The organism is Shewanella electrica, from assembly GCF_022321485.1.
In the GTDB taxonomy this organism is placed as follows: domain Bacteria; phylum Pseudomonadota; class Gammaproteobacteria; order Enterobacterales; family Shewanellaceae; genus Shewanella; species Shewanella electrica.
The window spans coordinates 398,855-419,477 of sequence record NZ_JAKOGG010000003.1 but is presented as its reverse complement, the minus strand read 5'-3'; the positions used below and the strand labels follow the sequence as shown (position 1 = coordinate 419,477).

The window sequence follows — 20,623 nt, the reverse complement described above, 5'->3', positions numbered from 1 at the left end:
TTACACATGAACACCGAACAACAGAAAAAAAATTATACACCGTTACTTTTTGCCGCCTTAGCCATTACCACCTTGGTAGGCGGCTGCGTCTACACCGACGACGGAGACAACCAAACCACCAACGATGCATTTGTGAATGCCGACTTTACTTGGATTGCGCCTAAAGTTAGCGGCTTAGTGGAAGAGGTGCTGGTTGCTGATAATCAGCAAGTTAAAGCGGGGCAGGTGCTGGCCCGTATTGATAGCCAAGAATATAGCGCCGAGCTACGGGCTGCCGAATCTAAGGTATCGATCAGCGAGGCTGATGTATTAAACGCGGCGGCATTGCTGAAAAAACAACATGCGGAGATCCGCCAAGTACAGGCCAAAATTGAGAGCAACATCGCCGATGTGGACTTTGCTGATCACGAGCTAGAGCGCTATCAAAACCTAGCGCGTCGAGGCGCAGGCACGGTGCAGTTTTCGCAACAAGCCTTAACCAGCCAGATGAAAGCCAACGCGCAACTACAAAATAGTCGCGCAGAGTTGGAGGCCGCCAACACCCAAATTGAGGTATTAGCCGCCGCCCATCAATCGGCCATTGCCGAGTTGGCACATGCCAAAGCTTTGTTAGAAAAAGCCAAGCTTAATCTGTCTTACACTGAGCTGGTCGCGCCTTTTGATGGTGTGGTTGGACGACGCACCGTGCGCAAAGGCGCATTCGTGCAGCCCGGTGAAACGCTGATGGCGGTAGTACCGATTAATCGTTTCTATGTCACCGCGAATTTCCGTGAAGTACAACTGACCAAGGTGCACCCCGGCCAAATAGCAGAGATTGCCGTGGATACTTTTCCGGACCAAAAACTGTATGGCAAGGTCGATAGTATTGCCCCCGCCACCGGCGTAACATTTGCCACCATCGCGCCTGATAACGCCACGGGTAACTTTACTAAAGTAGTGCAACGCATACCGGTGAAAATCGTATTCGATGCGAGCCAGCCGTTAGCAGCCAAACTTAAGGTGGGTATGTCGGTCGAAGCCAGCATCACTATTGATACAACACCGCGCTAACGTAAAAAAGGGCGCTGCACTCACTGGCTGCGCCCAATATCCAAACTGAAATTTATCGCAGTCGCAGGAGCACAGAGCTGCATGCTCATTGTGACTTCCACATGGCGTAGCACTACAACCGAGTAGTAAACGTCATGAGAGCTGTGACTGGTTTTTGGACATTTCCGAGTTAAAGCATTAACCCTAACTCGTCAGTCTCGGATAAAAATTTCTATAGGTTAACGCCTCAAATACCGGCATTGTGAAGTTGGCGTCTTTTTTGGAACAAAAAAGGTGACAGCTTTACAATGTCCGCGTGCTTTGACTTGTTAGCAATTTGCAGCTTAGTCATAACTAACCAATGGGTTCATCTTTGCAGGAGAGAACCACGTAATATTGTGTTTTTCTTTGAGGATCTCCGCTGCCTCTCTCCAGATTAGATGGCAGCTACCCCTACCAAGCCCATGCTTATCTTTTACTTTAGATCTTGCATCGTCTTTGGCCTGAGCGATGATTGTTTTCGTTTCAGAGTCATCTTCTATTGGATCATAGAATGGTTCACGAGGATCAGGCTGTTCATCCATTGCTCTCAAAACACGATCAAATAGCACCATATCCATGCCATTGAGAATTTCCTTCGCTTTACGCAAAGGAGTATGTGTTCTTTTGTGATAGGCATGGATTAGCCCACTGTTGATTTCTTTATTCATGATGGTTGCTAACGCCTCAAGAACCGGCGGCGTGTTCGCCGTCCGAGTTACTTGACTTGTTAATTTGCTCTTGCACCGAAGTGCTGTCTTTTTCCTCAAGTTCTAATGAGGAGTAACCATATTGTGCTGCCTGAAAGAGTGAAAACAATACAGCAACAAAACCAAGAGCCTTTACAGTGGGGCGTTCAAGAAACGTATTAACTCTATTGCCCCAGCTCTTGTTGTGAACAACAACCTTGTTTCGCTGAAGAAGGTAGTACATATGCTGAAACCAGTAGGCTTTACACATAGTTGACTTGTGAAGCTTTACATATTCTTTTGCTGCAAAAGCGTCGACCTCTTCCTTTCCCGTTAAGCCATCACGATGCTCACCATCGTTTAGCTTCATGAAGCTGGCCATTCTAGGGTGTTCTACACAGTTTTTCCCGTAAACAGCTAATATCAGTGACGACAAGTTAAATTTCTTAGAGTCAGGAATTCTTTTTCCCTCCTCACCAGAAAGAACTTTATAGCGATGGATTAGTGCTTCAAATCCATAGTTGATATTAGACATATTCCAATGCAGCCAGAACGCTCCATCATTTTCTGATAGAAAAGAGAAAAACTGTGCTAGCATCTCTTTTTCCAAGTCATCATAGTGCTCGTGAATATCTTCACGCGGAATCCTCTTCACCTCAGCAATCAAATGAATCGAAAAACTGTGCATGGTAGAGCTACCAACATGGAGTACTGCAATAGAGGTTATTCGCGGAGAATAATTCTCATTGTTGTCGTTTAGGTTCTGGCATGAATAATGAACAATAAATAGACTTTGCTCGTTTTCGTGTAGTTTTTTTAGTGTCTCTTTAGCGTTCAACTAAAACTCCATATTTTGATTGCAAACTAACATTTTATTAGTGCGCATGCGCATTTATCTTGTTGGACCAGTAAAAACGCGCACTGTTAACTATTTGTATGTAATGAACTTATCAGTATTTTACTAAATTCACCATCTGGAAAAACGCGCATGCGCGTTTTCCAAACCTATTATCTAACCCACAGATTTTATAATTGACTGATTTTAATCATATTTATTCATGTTGGAATGTGAAAATGCGCACGAAGTTGGGATAAAATTGCCATGATTTCAATATGACTGTATACCCGTACAGATTTTAGGTATTTCAAAGAAGGACAACATTTGAGTGAAATGGATGAAGATTTGTAGGCAAGAAAGTCGGCGTTTGACTGCGCCAAAGACAACGAGTTATGGGGCATCACTATACTTACTCTCATCACTTCATCCTGTCTAATAAAAGAGCGATAGAATTTATTTATGCGGAAGAAAATATCTTGTACTGCGTCCGCCAGAATCAGATTTTATTAAACATTTTAGTTCAACAAGTGAAGCTAAATGGCGCGTTGCGGTAGGCTTACTGACTTTGGCTACCTTGTGATATTGGCTGGTATTGATCCCTTCTTCAAAATCCCCATCTAACATGCGGTTTAATACTTTTACTTGCTCCGGTAGCAGTTTACTTTGATCTACTCGCAACCAATAGCTGGCCTTGTACAAAGTGGAATCAATTTGCTTAAGTGCGTCTGTAAAGGCTGCTTCTAACGTATTTAAGAACCACACAATCCACGGAGTGATATCCATATCGCATCGCTGTGTTTGTTCTAATATTTCATAATAGCTATGACGTTTTGCAAGTATGCTCACAGACATCGCATAGCACCGTACGGACTGCTTTTCGGCTTGGGATAAGGCTAAATCGGTTAATAAGCGGGTTATTCTGCCATTGCCATCATCAAGAGGATGCAGCGTAATAAACCATAGGTGGGCAATGGCCGCTCGTAATAAGGGGTCAAGCATGACGTCTTGTTGAGAGGAATTAAACCACGTAAAGAACTGTGACAATTCCTTATCCAACACATCCCGTCCCGGTGCTTCGAAATGCACCAAAGGCTTGTCAATCCGCCCTGATACAACCTGCATCGGCGCATCACCACGTAATTGCCCGCTTATCACTGGAGTAAACAAGGTGTGTCCGTCGGGAAATAGCTGTTTATGCCAATGAAGCACCCGTGCCAACGTCAAAGGGGAGTCTCGGTTTTCGATGGCATCAAGCATGATCTCGGCTAGCCCATCCGTTTGCTTAGTTGTCGGAAATGGGGCTGACTCGCTGATCCCTAAGCGATTGGCTAATGATGACCGCACGGAAAAAGCACTAAGCTGCTCGCCTTCAATAGCACTTGAATGCACGATATTTGCTAACAATGTGTCTAACATTGTTTCTGAGTTATCTTGCAGTTGGAGGCCTGTTTTGCCGAGCAGAACGCCTTGATTAAGACGAACACGTCTAAGTAATGGCTCAACTACGTCCTTTTTCCAAAAAAAATTAGGCCAATCAGTTTGTTGCCAGATCCACATAGTCATTCCATGATGAGAAAAAACCGTTATTCGAATCAAATTATGATTAGAATATGGTTTGTTTTCAAATCATATTTGATAGCATCAAAGCTGATTAAGGTGTGCGTAAACCTGAAAAGAAAACAGATGACTTGCAGTGATTCAAGCCATTTAAGGCTGATTGCACTAACATTTAGCGCACTTCGAAAGTTGCAGGGGGCTGCCAATTCTACGCATAACTAACTGATTGTATTGTCGACTTTTAGATGACCGAGTCAGAGCTGAACAGCGCGGATATCCCATCAAGTGTTGAAGTGCTAATCGGGTCTTGATAGCCAAGTTTCCTCTCGCTTAAAAGGCTTTTTCACACCGGTTCGGTAGGGCTGGATAAGCTTTATCATGATGACCTTTTATTTCACTCGAGGTCATCTTTAGGCTCAGATTTGATTGTGACCCCATTAGTAAAATTTGCGCTAATGACTCGTGATCACCGAGATGTTTATTGCTTCCGATAACTTATTTTGTAGCACGGTCCCGCAGACCGTGCCGATTTTCAAGATACAGAGACTCAGTCCGTCAGAAACATGATGAGTCTGTCATATCCTATTTACCTTTAGATGGTGCATTGCCTCGGCCGCCACCAGAAGGTTTTCCTGATGTACTGGGCCAATTTCCCCCAGGGCCGGAATGGCTTGATGGTCCGCGACCGCCATTGCCTGAACTACTGCCTTTAGAACCACCACTTCCTTTAGCCATAATAAAATCCCTCTTCACTGATTATCCAAACAAATGTTCAATGCCTGTTGATTGAGCCAATCAACACTGAAGGCTTGGTTAGATTGAAGGATTTAGCATGTGTATTCAGTTTGTTTGATCACAAACTATGTTCGAGATGTATGGAGAACAGTAAGCGTGCGATTCTCTGACAATGAAGTTAATGCCATGTCATACGCATAAGCATTACAACAGTTTGGTCATCAATCACGACTTGAGAGCTTTCAGCGAACGATGCCGAAACAGGGAATTGGCACATATTCAATAAAAAATGGCAGCGTGCTTGTGTGCTCGCTGCCATTTATTCATCCGAACAATCGCATCGCTCTTACTGCGATTTTTGCTGCCAGTATTGCTTGATGGCAGGGGCAAATCCGTAGGCTTTAAAGACCGCGCCGCCGGTTTTTAACGCTTCATCATTGCTAGAGGTGATATACAGTTCTCGCGTACCCGGTTTGATTGCCAAGTTGGTTGAGCGCAAGTTATGGCCTTGTTCTCGCCCGGCAAGGGTGATCTGTCCTATCGGCGTGGCATTCTTGTTCAGTACGATGACGCGGCCTTGTCCATGCAAGGCAATGTACAAGTTGCCATCGCTATCGGCTTTCATGGAGTCAGCCACTAACCCATTGAAACGGTAGGCAACGTTTTCACCAAAAGCGCGAATGTGCGTGGCATCTTGCATCAGCAGACGATGTAACACGCCCGCCGAGAACTCCACCACCCACAAGGTTTTGCCATCAGGTGACAGCGCGATGCCATTGCCGCCGCTCAGGTTTTTCAGGATCGGTGTAACGCTGCTCGCGTCGGGCGAGACATAGTACACGCCACCTACAGGGTTGCCGCTATCGCCACTGGCGTCGGTAAAATAGATGCCGCCATGTTGATCAAACACCATGTCGTTTGGGCGAAAGCCTTTGTCTGTGGCAACAATGGTTTGTATGTCGCTGCCATCAGGATTCATGACAAAAATCTTACCTTTGCTGCCATCAAACGCTACGGCGGCTACCACCAGTTTGCCATCTTTTCTTATGGCGATTGAGCATGGGGCGTACTCTTTGCTGTGGAACACTATGGTGTTGTTTTTCTGGTTGTCCACTTTCACAATCTGCCCGTGATACAGATCGGTGAGATAGAGATTGCCTTGGCCGTCAAAAGCGGGGCCTTCCAATAGCGTGGCGTCGTCGGTGATCGGCTGCCATAGCTCGGCCTGTACGGTTTGCAGTTGGTTATCGGGATACGGAATGATGTTGGCGTCGGCGTGACCGGCGGGGTAGTTGAGCTGTGTGTCTGCTGCGCTGGCAAGCGCTGGCAGTAAAGACAAGGCGATGCAGCCTGCCATGAGTGTGCGTTTCATAAGACAACCTAGTGTTTTGATGCCAAACAGATGGGATGGGGCCGCCAGCAACCTCTTGTGGCTACCACGGCCGCGCTAACTTTTTACGCTCCAATAGCGAATGTTGTTACTTTAACGCAAAGAAAGTACTCTTTTAATCGTTAAAAGTAGCAGGAGCTTGTGTGTGAGTACCATCGACCCTTTATCTGACGTGTTGCATCTCCTCGCGGCGCATAGTTATGTGACGATTGGCCAACGTGCCGGGGCAGACTGGGCCATTCGTTATGATGGCTTTGTTGGCATGAAGTTTCTGGCACTTAGAAAAGGGCAGTTATGGTTTCGGCTCGAAGCGGAGCAGCGTTGGCAGCAGTTAATGCCGGGAGATGGCATCATATTGACGCGCTTTGCGCCGTTTGTGCTGGCGACGGACCCGAGCATGGCGGCGGTGCCGCTGGCCGAGGTCGATTATGTCATCAAGGAGGGTTTTGCCGATCTTGGTGGTGACGACAGCGTGATCCTTTCGGGCAAGATGGAAGTGGACCAACTGGCATCGGCGTGGCTATTGGACCTATTGCCTGAGGTGATATTTATCGCGCATGGCTCGGATGTATCGTCAACGCTGAATTGGCTGATGGCGAGCCTTCACAAAGAGATCCAACAGCCACGTCCCGGCTCGGTGCTAGCAGGTAATCATTTAATGCAACTGATTATGATTGAAGGCATCCGCAGTTGGTTGACCTCGGAAGAGGCGGGCTTGAGTGGCTGGCTCGCTGCGTTGCAAGATAGCCGTGTGCTCAAAGCGTTAGGGGCGATCCACACCGACCCCAGCCGTAACTGGCAACTCACTGAGCTGGCAAGCATTGCGGGCATGTCGCGCACCGGATTTGCTCGCTTGTTTCTCCAATCAACCGGCACCTCCGCCATACAGTATCTCACCCAGTGGAAGATGCGCTTAGCCAGTCGCGCATTGAGACTCAGCAACGAGCCGATTAAACATCTTGCCTATAGTTTGGGATATGCGTCGGAAAGCACTTTTAGCACCGTGTTTAAACGGGTTTATGGTATATCGCCCTCTGAGCATCGACGGGCTTATCGGCAAGAGCCATCAAGCGCTTTGTTGACTCAACTTACCTCAATCGCTACGGGCAGTTTTACCTAAACAGCCCCTAGAGAGTATGGGCTAACGCGCATGGCATGCAGGAGGTAAGATTGTAAGGTTATCATTACTTTAAATATCGGTTAATGCGATATACTCTTGCCTTGCGTGTATTGCTATTGTCGTGCAGAGAGTTCCCCGCTTTGAAGGCAATACAGTTAAAGTGACATAACTGCGAGACATCGTCAGATGACCATGAAAATAGAAGAAAATGGAACTGTTTCAGAGCGTATTCGATCGCTGCGAGATCGCTTGTCACCTGCTGAACTTGCTGTCGCCAATGCTATTTCTGAAAATTACCCGATGGGAGGCTTAGTCCCTGTGGTGCAGTTGGCGGCTAACGCGGGCACCAGTCCACCAACGGTGGTGCGTTTCGTTAAGAAATTGGGTTTCGATGGATATGCCGAGTTTCAAGATATGCTGCGTAATGAAGCGCAAAACCGCTTGTTTTCACCGGTTGGCAGTTATCCAAATAATCGCTCTGGGCAGGATGAAAGCTCGCCGTCAGGTCAGGCCCAATTTGTTTATCTAGAAAGTATCCGCAATACCTTTGCATCACTCAGCGATAGCGAAATTACTAAAGCGGTTGAATTACTCTGCAGTTTACAGCATGACATTGTGATGGTCGGTGGGCATTTTAGCCAAGTCTTGGCGCAGCAACTCTATCGTTATCTTTCCATTTTACGGCCACAAGTTCGCGTTTGTACGCCCGAAATTCATAGTTTGGTGGATATCGGGCCGGCAACGGTTGCGGTGGTGTTTGATTTTCGCCGTTACCAGCAAACCACCATTAACTGGGGCATGGACGCGCTGAATAAAGGGGCCAAAATCATTTTAGTCACCGATCAGTACCTTTCTCCTTTTGCGGCAAAAGCCAATGTGCTGCTTACTGCAAGCAATAAAGGATTGGAGCCTTTTGACTCAATGACATCAGCCTTTGCCGTGACGGAGTTACTGATCTCTGAAACCGCGCGCGCCTTGGGTAAACCTGCTCGTGACCGTTTGGCGGAGTTCGTCCAACGTCAAGATGATGAAGATCGGCAAATTCTAAAATTTGACCCGCCCGTACGCGGAGTCTGACCGTGACAGCGTGTGATACAGCGGCTCCCGCATGTAGGAACCGCTGTGGCGGTGGCTCATTAAACGCGTTCAGTGAGAAAACGCGTAATGACCCGGCCGACCAGTTCTCCGTCCAAGGGCTGTTCAAGCGATGCTTTGCTTTCTTGCACCACTTGGTCAGTGGCGATACCTTGGCGCATTTCACAAAGCGCATAGGCGTATTCGACTTCAAACTCAGGGTGTGGCTGTAGCGTTAGCGTATTGCCGTTGTGGTAGATAAGCCCGGCGTAAGGCGTAAATGCGGAAGATAACAACACGTCTGCCTCTGCTGGTGCGGCGACCACTTGGTCTTGGTGGGAGCAAGCAATGGCGACTTCTGGTGCATCGATGAGGGAATTGTTCGGGGCAACTTGGTAGATGTGCCGACCTAATCCCCAGCCGCGATCGACTTTTTCCACTGTGCCACCAAGAGCCTGAGCAATGATTTGATGCCCAAAGCAGACGCCCACCATCGGCGTGCACTGTGCGTAGGCGGCTCGGATCAATTCTTCTAATGCGGGGCGCCATGGAATATCGTCATAGGCACTATAGGATGAGCCAGTGATAAACAAAGCTTGAATGTGCTCTAGCTTGGGAACTGGCTGCCCGTTAATCAGGCTAACAACTTCATAGTCCATTGCTGGATTATGCGAAGACAACATGCGTTTGAACATATCTGGCAAGCTGCCAAAACGGCTGCGTAAGGCTTGTGGCGCCGCGCCGACTTCAATAATTGTGAGTTTCATAATCTTTACCTTTTACTGAGGAGGCCGTTGATCGTGAGGGTTTAAAAGCGGCAGAGCGCAATATATTCGGCATTAGGCGCCAGCTGCTGTTGGGAGAGATAACGACATAGCACCTGCCTTGCCTAAATCCCGCTCTGTCTGCTGTAAAAACAACCAGCAAAGGCCACCAGCCCTTAGAGATAGATTTTTTTCTCATTAGAAATATGCGGGCGCCTAGAGGTGTCACCATCTCTCAGATTAAGCTCTGCTATCTGGTTGCCACTGGGGGCCTTCCAAGTCACATGTCGATTCCAAATCTCGCTATCATGACCGGGGATCACCCGTTCAAATTGATTTTTGACCACGCCGCGCATGGTGCGATAGGTCTCAATTTGATTGAATGCATTACCTTGGTGATACCCAGGAGGCCACATTTTTTCAATATTGGAATACCAATAGACAATGTCGCCAGCCGCAATGAATGGACCATTGTGTGTGTTGATTTCAAACCATTGGGAGCCAAAGGTGTGGGTGTCTTTGGCTAGACGGGCGGTAATGCCGGGGAGCACTTCTTCATCGCCGGTGATGAATTTAATCCGTCCATCAGTAACACCTTGCGCCGCGCGGATCAGGTCATTTGGGTCAAATGAGGTGAACACCCACTCTTTTTCTTCTTCGGTTTCATGCTGGTGGGAAGCGCAAACCGCTTTGTTCCAACCAGTGTATTCATCGAGTTGTATGTAAAGCTTGGCATTGGGGAACGCTTCAAAATTCCCCATATGATCAAAATGCATATGGGTGACTAAAATGGTGTCAACATCTTCCGGTGTAAAGCCAATACGGCCAAGCACATCTTCAGGGGATTCCCAGCTAGAAAATGCATAACGAGTGAGCCAATGATTATTTTGGAAACCACAATCGACTAATACCACATGTTGTTTGCCGCCGACTTCACCGCCAACAAGTAAGGTATAAATCATCGGGCTCATAGACGTTCCCGTATTACTGTAGATACCTGCACCGCCAAAGAAGTCTTGGGCCATATCTACTTGGCAGTAGGCTAATGACCAGATAGACCAATCAGTATTCACTTTAAATTGTTTATTCTCTGTCATTTTTAGTCCTTATTAAATTATCTTTTTTATACGGAATAACCGCGGTTTCATGTCAATAAATTTAAAGTGCTAAATGATGTTTTATAAAGTTAATCATTACGCCTTCACCTTCAATAAATTCGTCGAGAATATTGAAATGGTTACGCTCTAATATTGCAGAACTCACTTGCCATTCACTTTGTTTACATGCGTCAGCAAAATCTTTTGTTTGACGCAAAAACTCGGTGGTTTCTTCTGTGCCTACGGTAACAAGCAATGGCACTTTGCCGTGGTCGGGGGTTAATACTGGTGTGAGCGAAATTGCCTCTTCTGGCGTAATTTTTAAAATGGGATTGGCGGTTGTGTGCGGGATCGGTCTGACATCAAATAGACCACTAACAGCAATGGCGGCAACGTATGGCGTCGCTGGCATGTCGTATTCATGTTGCCAGTTCGATGACAGTAACTGTGCTACGCCGTGCCCACCAACCGAATGGCCAACGATCATGATTTTATTTCTGTCTACGCCCAACGATTCGGCATTGCGCCAGAAATAACTATAGGCGGCGCGGTGTTGGCGGACGATTTCAGACACGGGGACTTTAGGGCACAGGGAGTAGTTTTCTACCGCAGTGACAATACCTAAGTCTGCCAAAGCTCGAGCAACGTAACTCCATTCTTTACTGGTGGTCGCCTTCCAGTACCCTCCGTGTATAAAAAATACCGCTGGAGCCAGCTCGGCACTAGATGCGTTTTTCGGATAAAAAATATCCAGTGTTTCATCTGTTGTCGGCCCGTAGCGAATATCCAAAGTGCACGTTAAATTATTTCTTGCGTACTCACTATTTTTAATAAAAAACTCAACGTATTCACCAAAGTCCGCTACGGTGGCTTCTACATCATACTGCTTATCTATTTCGGCAGCCGATGTGAAGTCCCGATAAAGTGTTTGTGGCATGACATAACTCCTTTTGAATAAATATCAAAAGTAAAAGTTAATAGATAAATTACTCACTATTTATAAAGTGTAATATTGGGTATTTGAGTAATTAATATGTAATAGCTTACATTAGCCTGTGTCTCATTATTCCATGTGATTAAATGCTGGTAATAATTACCCTCGTATTAATCGTATGGAATACGATGAGTTAAAGATCCAACACCAGTTTGCGCGTTTTGGAGCGGCTAACGCAGATCATCATGGTTCGGTTTTCTTGTTTTTCCTCTTCTGAAAGTACGCTATCGCGGTGTTCGGGGGTGCCGGCTAGCACCGCGGTTTCGCAGGTGCCGCAGTATCCATCAGAGCAAGAGAAAGACAGTCCTTGGCGTACTTTGCGTACACATTCGAGAATCGTTTCATCCTTGCCAACGGTGATCGTCTCGCCAGATTTGCTCAGCTCAAGTTCAAATGAACCGTCTGGGTTACAGGTGGCTTGAGTCGCTTCATCATCACAATCAGTGACATCAACTGGAGCTGCGGCAGGCAGTTCTGCTCGGCCAAAACGTTCCATATATAGATGTAGTGCCGGTCTTCGAGTTATCTCTGCTGACAACGCATCCATTAGGCTGTTGGGGCCACAGGAATAAACCGCGGTGTCATCAGCTAACGCTGATACTAGCGTTGCAAGCTCAAGACGGCAGCCTTCATCTTTGATATGTAGGCTAACGCTACTGGCTGCTTCGTCGGCTAAGGCTTGAATGTCGGCGAGGTAGGCCATGCGCGCCCGCGAGCGGCCAAGGTAGTAAAGTTGCCAAGATTTTCCTTCGTTTTTTAAGCGAGCAATCATTGGCAAAATTGGGGTAATACCGATGCCGCCTGCAATAAACACGTAGCGTGTCGCCGGTGCTAAAGCGAAGGCATTTTTAGGTGGCGTGGCGTTGATAACATCGCCAATGCTGAGCTGTTCATGCAAATAGCGGGAACCGCCACGACTGTTCGGTTCAAGCAAAATGGCAAGCTCATAACTGCGCCCAGTGGTGCCTGCCACAATAGAGTAAGCACGCACTAACCCATCGGGCAACGCTAACTCCAAGTGCGCACCCGGCTCCCACGGTGGCAGATCATCGCCTGTGAGTTGTAATTTAACGATACCATCCGCAATCGCAGCCTTATCTGTCACCGTCAGTTGCAAACTGAATTTAGTGGCGGGAGCGATGTCGGATGTGGCGTCTTTGGTGATAGTCGTATTCATCGCTAATCTCTTACAGCAAAAATGTCAGGTTGTGATGGTTACGTGGGGCATCAAGCAGACAAACCACCTTGCGAGCAATTTTTATCACGCCATTCTCTTTTACAAAGACATGCCCCATCCAGCCACTGAATGTTTGAATCTCGTGGCCCGCACGCATCTCCTGAACGAGGAACTGTGAACGAATTTTTACCTCTTCGGCGTTCTCTGACGGTAAACGGACAAAGGATGTGCTGATGTGCGAGGTATAAGAAGGCGGTAATTGCGAATAGGCGACGCCGGTTCTTAACCACACGATGCGATCTCCAAGACGACGGCGGTCATCGAAGGCGATAGTGACTTGACGTTGTGGGTCAGCGCGTTCTGCATCGGGTAAGTCGCCAACAGCGGGCACCCAATAGACGCATTCGCGGCTATAAAGTTGATACCATTTCTCGAAGGCACGACGATCAAGTAGCCAGTTTTCATGGAGGATTAACGATTCATAGACGCTACGTTCCTCGGCGGTTAGTACGGTGCCACAGCCTTCCCATTCCCCCATGTCGTGACGCAACTTGGCATAATAAGCATCATTGATATAGGTTGATTCCAGCGTATCGCGGAGGATGTCTTCAAGGGTGAAACCATCCTGCATTGGATTGGCATTCATGCTCATTTTGCGCCCCCTTTGTTATCTTGTGCTATGCGTTTGAGCCATTCTTTCCAAAACACTCGTAGTGGTAGCTCGTCAGAAACTGGGCCACTGAGCATGCCTTTGGCGCCGATGTACTCTTTACCTGTGTCTAAGTGGCGGCCTGTTTGAACCCACTCGACTTCTTCAATTTCAAGGCCGACTTGGCACTCTTCAAAGTTGGCTAAATCATCCGGCTCGCCAAAGGATGGAAAGTCTTCTTGCAAGCGCATGCGCAGTGAGTTGACTTCATCTGGCAGATCATCCGCCACCAGCGCAGTGGCATACCAATTGATATGGGTCTTGTTCACGCTCTGCGGTTCAAGTACTTGGATCTGGTTTCCGATGATCAGCAGGTTGGGGAAAATATTGAGGTTCATGCCTGAGCCCATGACAACATCAAGCGCCGCATCGGCTTTATCGCCCATCTTTTCCTTGATAACCCGCTCATAGGTGCTTTCGCCCGGCATTGGGGCAGACTGATCCCAGTAGCGTTTAATCTCTGCGCGTTGGTCAATAAAGGTACCGCCATTGCCGCAGTCGGCAACGGTTTGCAGACCTTCGTCCACATTGCCAAGTGCCCATTGCATATCAACGCCGCCACCGTAGCGGTCTTTGCGCATGCGCAGCAGCGAAGCGTGAGAATATCCTGGGTGATAGCCATCGGCTGCGTTGTCGTAAATCAGTTTCCAGTTGCCTGCACAGCTAAACTTCGTTTGACCACGGCGCAGTTGCAGTTCTGCCCCCGGCCAGCGGTCGAGCCATTCGTCCAATAGTTCAGCGGCTGGGCCTAGGTGCGTTTTTAAGTCTGGCAACTCGGTGTTAAAGGTGCCGAAAATAAAGCCGCGATAGCTTTCAACCCGTAATTTGCCTAGCCCGAGTTGCGCTTTATCAAAAGATGGGCCGTAGCCTTCTTCAATGGGAACTGCCGCAAGCTCGCCGGTATTGGTAAATGACCAATTGTGGTAGGGGCAAGTGAACCTACGGGCGCTGCCTTCATCGTGGCGGCAGATGGTGGCGCCACGATGGGTACAACGATTTAGCAAACCGTGGAAATTACCATTGCGATCTCGAGTCACAATGATGGGACGTTTACCCAGACGTTTGCGCACAAAATCATTGGGTTTTGGCAACTCACTGGCGTGGGCTAAAAACGTCCAAGTACCACCAAAAACACGGCTCATTTCTAAATCAAAAATGCTGCTATCAGTGTAGAGGGTGCGATGGACGCGTCCCTCTTCCACCAGATGCTCAAAATGGGGACTGCTAGTCTGAATGCTCACAAAAAATCTCCTTATCTTTTATGTTATTAGTAGCGAGTGAAATATTCGTGATGCTCCCATTGGGTCACGACATCAGGGTTTTGCTCCCAATAAGGTTCGGCGGAGAGGAAACGGTTGATCTCACATTTCTTCATGGCAACTAGCCAGTTAATGAAGTTGTCCCCCATGGCGGAGCGGAAGAACTCACTCTTATCTAATGCTTCTGTGGCTTCCATGAGATTGGTTGGTAGTTTTGGACGATGGGTTGCTTCGTATGGGTTTGACTCCATTGGTCCCGGATGAAGCTTGCGTTCCAACCCGTCACAACCACTCAAAATTTGCGACGCAATATAGAGGTAAGGGTTGGCTGTTGGCTCACCAATACGGTTTTCAATATGACCAGACATATGTCTTGGGCGGCCTTGCACACGTACCATGGCGGCGCGATTGTCATAGCCCCAAGTGGAGCGATCAGGTGCTAATGAATTAGGTTTGCGACGACGATAACCATTGACGGTTGGGTTAGTGAAAACTGATGCTTCGACAGCGTGTTCCAATAAGCCTGCCACGTAGGACAAACCGGTCGGAGACAAGACCTCCTCACTGTCGGGTGCAGCGACAAAGGCATTACGCACCCCTGGCGCGGAGAGACTTTGATGTAAATGCCAGCCCGATGCGACAAAACTGGAAAAGATCGGCTTGGTCATGAAGGTGGCATGTAAGCCCATCCGTGCCATCACTTGTTTCACCATGGAACGGAACAGCACCATTGAGTCGGCGGCTTCAAGTGGGTCCTGTACGTCAAAGGTAAACTCAAGCTGACCGGGACCCATTTCGTCTTCCATGGTGCGGAGTGGTAACCCGAGTGCGAGACAGTTTTCAGCTAAAATGTCGGTGATTTCGCTGATCTTATCTTGTTGATCTTCTGACATGTAAGAGAAGCCACGCCATAGGGCTTCAACTGACGGAGGGGCAGGTGGCACACCTAGGCCACCCATGTGTTGCTCCCCTAGATTTTGGTCGGTTACTCGGGTGATATAAAACTCCACTTCTAAACCAGTAACTAGCTCAAATCCAAGGTTTTTCAAGCGAGAAATGGCAGATTTTAGTTGATAGCGAGCATCAAATGGCACGGGGGTACCGTCTCGCAAGTAAATATCACACAGCACCCATCCAACGGTGGGGGCCCAAGGAAGCACGCGGAAGGTGAGCGGGTCTGGCACCAGAATCGCGTTGGAAAAACCATGCATTACGTCGAGCCCCAATCCGCCTTCTTTGCTGAAAGGGTTAAAAGCAATGCCTTCTGCTGAGTCGAAGCTGAAATAGGCGCTAGTGAACTCTACGCCGTCTCTCAAGGCTGACTTGAATGCGCCGGGAAGTAGCGTTTTAGAGCGAAGCTTAGATTGCGCATCTGGCACCGATACACGAAATGTTTTTAGTTCGCCACTTTCTGCCATCGCAGCTATTTTCTTCGCTGCTTCCCGCTGCTCATCTGTCCAAAGGCCAAACTCTTCGATGAAACCCGAAAATACTGGAGCATCGCTCATATCCATTACCTCACTCTGTCTGTTCGCATTGTGTTTTATTGTGTTTTTACAATTCGTTTACTTATGTTCACTTTTTATATGTTTAATAATTTCCATGATCTGTGTCAATGTGAAATTTAATAAACATATTTTTTTCTCCCCTTGCATGCTATGCAATGGCAGTGCCGCGTGCTAGACAAGCGCTTGTATCTTATGGAAATGATGTTAGGTCGCTTAGGTTTTGCTGCTGCTCATATCAGATGTTTTGTTATTTTGTGTTTTTATTTCAGTTGGTTGTGTTTTTTCTTGGGCCGAAAACTAGCCCGGCTAGGACTGCTTTTGGCGGTATGGAACAAACGGCAAGGAAAGGATGATGAGCGAGTTTGGTCGTGCTAGATATTGGTGCAACCCATGTCTGTGGTGGTTCGTTTTGAGTGGTTTTTTGTGGTGAAGTGCAGCGGATGTCATTATTTATTTACGATATAAAATTAACTTTTTGATAACAATTAATGGTATTCTCTGTTTGCTATCTAGGCATTTAACATCGGGAAGTAGCGAGCTGTATTGACCACTTGGTGGAGTATGGAAATCCTTGCAACATCGATAGTAGAGGCATTTTGCATGCAACTGCATCGTGGCGATACTCATTCTGTCGTGGTAGAACTATGGGCAGCGCTATGTCAGTGAGTGTCGTCAATACGGCGGGGACTATGCTGGTGGTTGTTATGCTGAATACCCTATTTGGTGCAGCTAATATTGGGCGCTCTATATAAGTGCAATCTTATGCTCACTTAACAATATAGCTGCACTAATTTGAAGCGTGACGACAGGTTGAACATATACATCTTAACGGCGGCACTGTTCATTCCTCCGTCGCTGCTGATGAAGGCAAAAAATATTGTCGGCATTGGGCGCTTCGTCGATAACGTCAACGATTAACCATCGCTTGCCATGTTGATATCACTCTCGGCCAACCGAGAACAAGGCGCCTCTCGCCGAGGAAGCGTTTCCCCAAGTAGCCGCTATAAGGTCCATTGGCGGTTTTGTAATACGACGCGATAGCCGTCAACATCTTCAAAGGTTTTGCCGACCTCATCCCAATAAATATTGTAGGAGGGCACCGCAATAAATCCGGCGTGCTCCATGCGTTGGCAGCATTCGGCCCACACCTTATGATCTGGGAGATAGAACACTAGCAGATTGTCCTGTGTTGGCGCTTTGCCAACGGTAGTGCCGATATGATGGGTGAACTCTAAATGGTAGTTATGTGCCTCGTGGCCGATGATGGCGCCATCAAAGCCGTTATGATCAGCGAAAGTACCCAGCAGTGTAAAACCTAATCCATTGATATACATCTCAGTGATCTGCGCCAAGTTGTCGGTGGGGCGTGCGACTCTTAGTGTAGTGGTTTGCGGTATCATCTGTTGCTCCATTGATGCTGTGTAAGGAATTGGGAACTAGCTGGCTATCGAGTTTGCCATGGCGGTGCGGCAAATGCCTCGACCAGAAAATCGACTAACCGTCTTACTTTTAGCGGCAGTTGTTTCCTCGTGGGATAGATGGCAAAAATGCCTAGTTCTGTGGCGCGAAACTCGGGCATCAACTCAACTAATGTGCCTGCCCGCAGATCTTGATAAATCAAAAAATCGGGTAACAGCACAATGCCTTGATGGTCAAGTGCGGCGGCTCGGCAGGTATCGCCGCTGTTGGTTTGTATCCTTGGCCGTAAATGCACGCTGATCTCACCGGCGGGGCCGTTAAAGCTCCAAGTGTTGCCGGAAGACCAGTAGCTGTAAGCCACAATGTCGTGGCAGGTGAGTTCTAGCGGACTTTTAGGTGCGCCGCGTTTAGCAAGATACGTGGGCGATGCACACAACACCATGCGCGTGCGGGTCAACGGACGGCTAACAAGGCTTGAATCTGGCAGTCGTGCAATACGAATGGTGAGATCGTAGCTTTCTTCTACCACGTCAACAATACGGTCGGATAACACCACATCGAGCGTTATCTGCGGATGCAGCGCCGCAAAGCGCCCCCACAAGGCGGCAAGATGTAGGGTGCCAAAGGTTTGTGGCGCGCCGATGCGCAGTTCTCCCTGCACTTCTACCGTGCTAGCGCCGACTTCAGCCTCGGCATCACTGACAGCGGCCAAGATCTCTTTGCAGCGTTGATAATAGGTCAAACCTTCGCTGGTCAGTGACAGGCGGCGGGTGGTACGTTGAATCAACCGAGAACCTAAATGTTGCTCCAGCTCTGCAATATGGCGAGATACCGCGGGTTTTGACAGGCCCACAGTGTTCATGGCGCCAACAAAGCTGCCAGCCTCAACCACTGCGGTGAATGTTCTCATTGACTGTAAAATATCCATCGTTTCATTTTATGGAACAATTTATTCAAAAATACTGCCTTTATCTCTTTAGTCAACCCCAATAGAATGACCGACACACTTGGAAGCGACAGGTATAGACCTTCAGCGCATAAGCTGTTGTTGGCCGATATGATAACCGTGCGTTATGCCAATAAAGTATTGGTTAGCGTAAACAGGCATGATGCCATCTTGTCGCTGCATGATACGTTTTATGACGACATCTATGACCCGGTGAATAACGTCGATGCCATGCATCGGTTAAGGAAGGTACAAACAAATCCCCGTTGGGAGTGACATGTAGCTTCATCTACTACATTGCCGTTTTTTGCCAAAGCTTTCCCGCACGTCATGTATCGTTATATGGCTTTATTGCTACTGATGTTATTAATATCAGCAGCAATAAAGTGTCGATTAAATCTATTTAATAAATAAGATGAGAGTAGTTATATGAGTAATATATTAATCATCAATGGTGCCAAAAGTTTTCTCATCTCTAAAGGCGAGTTAAATAACAAATTTGCCCACCTTGCTTATGACCATTTAGCATCTAAAGGACACAATGTGTCGATGACTGTGGTTGACGAAGGTTATGATGCCGAAGAAGAAGTTCAAAAAATCGTTAATAGCGATTTGATCATCTTCCAAATGCCAGGCTGGTGGATGGGCGAACCATGGACCGTCAAAAAATATCTTGATGAAGTGTTCACCGCAGGGCACGGCGTGTTGTATGCAAACGACGGTCGTACACGTGCAGATGATAGTAAAAAATATGGCAGCGGTGGCCTTTTGCAAGGCAAAAAATACATGCTGTCAGTGACTTGGAACGCGCCGCTGGAAGCGTTTGACGACCCTGAACAGTTCTTTGAAGGTGTAGGTGTTGAAGGTGTTTATCTGCACTTCCACAAAGCCAACCAATTTTTAGGCTTAGCACCACTGCCAACATTTATTGCTAATGATGTGCAGAAAGCCCCGCAAATTGACCAAGATGTTACCCGTTATATTCAACACATGGATGAATATATCAAATAGTTGAATATCACGCCTGTGGGTTATTAATATCGCTTTAGTCACCCATTGCCATTATTAGTGCTGTTACACGAAATCAATAAAGGTGTAACGGCACTATTTTTATCTCTCACGCTGGTCTGCGTGCCGAAATTATATTATGGAAGAGTAAACCTATGACAAGATTTATCGATTCATTATTAACTAATTATTGGTTTTGGTTACTGGCGCGAGTGTTATTGTCGGTGGTTTTTCTATCTTCAGGTTTAGCAAAGCTGCTTGATTTTCAAGGCGGCATGAATGAGATGCAGCAGGCCGGGTTATCTCCCACTTGGCTATTTAACGTGCTCACCATTGTGACGCTATTAACGGGATCGGTATTGTTGTTGCTTGACCGCGCCATTTGGCTGGGCGCCGCAATTTTGATCGCGTTTCTGTTGCTGTCCATCGTCATTGTGCATCACTTTTGGTCTCTGCCTGAAGCGCAAGCCATGACGTCTTTATATGTGGCGCTCGAGCACATGTCAGTGATTGGCGGCCTGATGGCGGCGAGTATTGCCAGCCAATTGCGCAAAAAAATCAGTGGTAAGAGTCACGCTCAGTAGCCGCTTGACCGCCCAAGATGTTACGACAAATACCCTGTAAATAAGCTGATGCCAAAAGTGATTAAGATGGCGCCAGCAACGCGTTCCACAAGGTGTATATAGGCGCTGAGTTGTTGTTGCACTTGCGGACGGGCAATGAGTGCGGCAATCAATAAGTCCCAGAGTAATACCGCTAAAAACATCCACACACCGCAAGCGATTTGCTGTGGTAGCGTGACGTCATTGCCGAGAATCACCGTCATTAAGCTCATGTAGAATAGGGCATTTTTGGGGTTCAATAGTGCCGAGTTTAGCCCTAGCAGCAATTGCTGCATGGCTGATGGCGCCGCAGCGTGAGTGGTGCTGCGTAGTGGGTCGGTTCGCTTGCTGCGTAAGAGTTTTTGGCCGACCCACAGCAGGTAAATAGCACCTGCTGTTTCGACGAGTGTAAACATCAACGGGTTATCTCGAATATTGGCCCAACCCAGTATCACCAACGCAATATAGATGCCGTTGCCTAGGGCCACACCAAGGCAGATAAATCGACTGCCGGCCAATTTGTGACGAATGGCATGCGCGATGATGAGAAAGAAGTCTTGGCCTGGGCTCAGCAACGCGACAAAGTGCGCTAAAGCTAATGCTGGAAACGCCGCAGGTAAAAGGGTTGAAAGCAACATAAACAATAACCTATAGCCAACATGGATAGCG

The 20,623-nt window shown here is 47.6% G+C and carries 19 protein-coding genes; 5 read left to right on the top strand and 14 right to left on the bottom strand.

Annotation, left to right across the window (positions count from 1 at the left end):
• Positions 1–6 precede the first annotated feature (6 nt).
• Positions 7–1,050, top strand: a complete 1,044-nt coding sequence (locus L9G74_RS06695) for an HlyD family secretion protein (RefSeq protein WP_238895523.1) — start codon at positions 7–9, stop codon at positions 1,048–1,050.
• A gap of 323 nt (positions 1,051–1,373) precedes the next feature.
• Here L9G74_RS06695 and L9G74_RS06690 read toward each other — a convergent pair whose 3' ends face one another.
• From L9G74_RS06690 to L9G74_RS06675, 4 genes are all read right to left on the bottom strand, one after another.
• Positions 1,374–1,739, bottom strand: a complete 366-nt coding sequence (locus L9G74_RS06690) for a hypothetical protein (protein ID WP_238895522.1) — start codon at positions 1,737–1,739, stop codon at positions 1,374–1,376.
• Positions 1,740–1,755: 16 nt separating this feature from the next.
• A complete protein-coding gene (locus L9G74_RS06685) occupies positions 1,756–2,595 on the bottom strand; it encodes a hypothetical protein (RefSeq protein WP_238895521.1) in 840 nt (279 codons plus the stop codon).
• Between the two features lie 453 nt (positions 2,596–3,048).
• On the bottom strand, positions 3,049–4,152 hold the full coding sequence (locus L9G74_RS06680) for a Fic family protein (RefSeq protein WP_238895520.1): 1,104 nt from the start codon (positions 4,150–4,152) through the stop codon (positions 3,049–3,051).
• 1,081 nt (positions 4,153–5,233) lie between these two features.
• Positions 5,234–6,259, bottom strand: coding sequence for an SMP-30/gluconolactonase/LRE family protein (locus L9G74_RS06675; RefSeq protein ID WP_238895519.1), 1,026 nt, complete (start codon positions 6,257–6,259; stop codon positions 5,234–5,236).
• Between the two features lie 163 nt (positions 6,260–6,422).
• Between L9G74_RS06675 and L9G74_RS06670 the strand changes: the two genes are divergently transcribed.
• Both L9G74_RS06670 and L9G74_RS06665 read left to right on the top strand, forming a co-directional pair.
• Positions 6,423–7,397 (top strand): AraC family transcriptional regulator, encoded by a 975-nt coding sequence (locus tag L9G74_RS06670; RefSeq protein ID WP_238895518.1) that lies wholly within the window; start codon positions 6,423–6,425, stop codon positions 7,395–7,397.
• A 192-nt stretch (positions 7,398–7,589) separates the two neighbouring features.
• Entirely contained in the window at positions 7,590–8,474 is an 885-nt protein-coding gene (locus tag L9G74_RS06665; protein ID WP_238895517.1) for a MurR/RpiR family transcriptional regulator, read from the top strand.
• Between the two features lie 59 nt (positions 8,475–8,533).
• Here the strand turns inward: L9G74_RS06665 and L9G74_RS06660 are convergent, their stop codons facing one another.
• The 9 genes from L9G74_RS06660 to L9G74_RS06620 all read right to left on the bottom strand — a co-directional run bounded on the left by L9G74_RS06660 (position 8,534) and on the right by L9G74_RS06620 (position 18,308).
• Positions 8,534–9,238, bottom strand: coding sequence for a glutamine amidotransferase-related protein (locus L9G74_RS06660; RefSeq protein ID WP_238895516.1), 705 nt, complete (start codon positions 9,236–9,238; stop codon positions 8,534–8,536).
• A 173-nt stretch (positions 9,239–9,411) separates the two neighbouring features.
• Complete coding sequence (locus L9G74_RS06655) at positions 9,412–10,332, bottom strand: N-acyl homoserine lactonase family protein (RefSeq protein ID WP_238895515.1); 921 nt, start codon at positions 10,330–10,332, stop codon at positions 9,412–9,414.
• A gap of 61 nt (positions 10,333–10,393) precedes the next feature.
• The gene (locus tag L9G74_RS06650) at positions 10,394–11,269 is read right to left on the bottom strand and encodes an alpha/beta hydrolase (protein ID WP_238895514.1); all 876 of its coding nucleotides are present in this window, start codon (positions 11,267–11,269) and stop codon (positions 10,394–10,396) included.
• Positions 11,270–11,459: 190 nt separating this feature from the next.
• Entirely contained in the window at positions 11,460–12,503 is a 1,044-nt protein-coding gene (locus L9G74_RS06645) for a PDR/VanB family oxidoreductase (RefSeq protein ID WP_238895513.1), read from the bottom strand.
• Between the two features lie 10 nt (positions 12,504–12,513).
• Positions 12,514–13,155 carry an aromatic-ring-hydroxylating dioxygenase subunit beta gene (locus L9G74_RS06640; RefSeq protein ID WP_238895512.1) on the bottom strand — a complete coding sequence of 214 codons (642 nt, stop codon included), beginning with the start codon at positions 13,153–13,155 and terminating at the stop codon, positions 12,514–12,516.
• Entirely contained in the window at positions 13,152–14,453 is a 1,302-nt protein-coding gene (locus tag L9G74_RS06635; RefSeq protein ID WP_238895511.1) for an aromatic ring-hydroxylating oxygenase subunit alpha, read from the bottom strand. Before L9G74_RS06635 ends, L9G74_RS06640 begins: the two co-directional genes overlap by 4 nt.
• A gap of 26 nt (positions 14,454–14,479) precedes the next feature.
• Positions 14,480–15,979, bottom strand: a complete 1,500-nt coding sequence (locus L9G74_RS06630) for a glutamine synthetase family protein (RefSeq protein WP_238895510.1) — start codon at positions 15,977–15,979, stop codon at positions 14,480–14,482.
• A 1,001-nt stretch (positions 15,980–16,980) separates the two neighbouring features.
• A complete protein-coding gene (locus L9G74_RS06625) occupies positions 16,981–17,379 on the bottom strand; it encodes a VOC family protein (RefSeq protein ID WP_238895509.1) in 399 nt (132 codons plus the stop codon).
• 44 nt (positions 17,380–17,423) lie between these two features.
• Positions 17,424–18,308 carry a LysR family transcriptional regulator gene (locus tag L9G74_RS06620; RefSeq protein WP_238895508.1) on the bottom strand — a complete coding sequence of 295 codons (885 nt, stop codon included), beginning with the start codon at positions 18,306–18,308 and terminating at the stop codon, positions 17,424–17,426.
• Between the two features lie 465 nt (positions 18,309–18,773).
• On the opposite strand from L9G74_RS06620, the gene L9G74_RS06615 reads away from it, so the two are divergent.
• Both L9G74_RS06615 and L9G74_RS06610 read left to right on the top strand, forming a co-directional pair.
• Positions 18,774–19,355 carry an NAD(P)H-dependent oxidoreductase gene (locus L9G74_RS06615; protein WP_238895507.1) on the top strand — a complete coding sequence of 194 codons (582 nt, stop codon included), beginning with the start codon at positions 18,774–18,776 and terminating at the stop codon, positions 19,353–19,355.
• Between the two features lie 152 nt (positions 19,356–19,507).
• Positions 19,508–19,936 carry a DoxX family protein gene (locus L9G74_RS06610; RefSeq protein ID WP_238895506.1) on the top strand — a complete coding sequence of 143 codons (429 nt, stop codon included), beginning with the start codon at positions 19,508–19,510 and terminating at the stop codon, positions 19,934–19,936.
• A gap of 20 nt (positions 19,937–19,956) precedes the next feature.
• On the opposite strand, the gene L9G74_RS06605 is transcribed toward L9G74_RS06610, so the two are convergent.
• Complete coding sequence (locus L9G74_RS06605; protein ID WP_238895505.1) at positions 19,957–20,592, bottom strand: LysE family translocator; 636 nt, start codon at positions 20,590–20,592, stop codon at positions 19,957–19,959.
• Positions 20,593–20,623: the final 31 nt, after the last annotated feature.

Coding starts and splice junctions, on each gene's coding strand:
- L9G74_RS06695 (WP_238895523.1), top strand. CDS start 7: ATGAACACCGAACAACAGAAAAAAAATTATACACCGTTACTTTTTGCC.
- L9G74_RS06690 (WP_238895522.1), bottom strand. CDS start 1,739: ATGAATAAAGAAATCAACAGTGGGCTAATCCATGCCTATCACAAAAGA.
- L9G74_RS06680 (WP_238895520.1), bottom strand. CDS start 4,152: ATGTGGATCTGGCAACAAACTGATTGGCCTAATTTTTTTTGGAAAAAG.
- L9G74_RS06675 (WP_238895519.1), bottom strand. CDS start 6,259: ATGAAACGCACACTCATGGCAGGCTGCATCGCCTTGTCTTTACTGCCA.
- L9G74_RS06665 (WP_238895517.1), top strand. CDS start 7,590: ATGAAAATAGAAGAAAATGGAACTGTTTCAGAGCGTATTCGATCGCTG.
- L9G74_RS06660 (WP_238895516.1), bottom strand. CDS start 9,238: ATGAAACTCACAATTATTGAAGTCGGCGCGGCGCCACAAGCCTTACGC.
- L9G74_RS06655 (WP_238895515.1), bottom strand. CDS start 10,332: ATGACAGAGAATAAACAATTTAAAGTGAATACTGATTGGTCTATCTGG.
- L9G74_RS06650 (WP_238895514.1), bottom strand. CDS start 11,269: ATGCCACAAACACTTTATCGGGACTTCACATCGGCTGCCGAAATAGAT.
- L9G74_RS06645 (WP_238895513.1), bottom strand. CDS start 12,503: ATGAATACGACTATCACCAAAGACGCCACATCCGACATCGCTCCCGCC.
- L9G74_RS06640 (WP_238895512.1), bottom strand. CDS start 13,155: ATGAGCATGAATGCCAATCCAATGCAGGATGGTTTCACCCTTGAAGAC.
- L9G74_RS06630 (WP_238895510.1), bottom strand. CDS start 15,979: ATGAGCGATGCTCCAGTATTTTCGGGTTTCATCGAAGAGTTTGGCCTT.
- L9G74_RS06625 (WP_238895509.1), bottom strand. CDS start 17,379: ATGATACCGCAAACCACTACACTAAGAGTCGCACGCCCCACCGACAAC.
- L9G74_RS06620 (WP_238895508.1), bottom strand. CDS start 18,308: ATGAGAACATTCACCGCAGTGGTTGAGGCTGGCAGCTTTGTTGGCGCC.
- L9G74_RS06615 (WP_238895507.1), top strand. CDS start 18,774: ATGAGTAATATATTAATCATCAATGGTGCCAAAAGTTTTCTCATCTCT.
- L9G74_RS06610 (WP_238895506.1), top strand. CDS start 19,508: ATGACAAGATTTATCGATTCATTATTAACTAATTATTGGTTTTGGTTA.
- L9G74_RS06605 (WP_238895505.1), bottom strand. CDS start 20,592: ATGTTGCTTTCAACCCTTTTACCTGCGGCGTTTCCAGCATTAGCTTTA.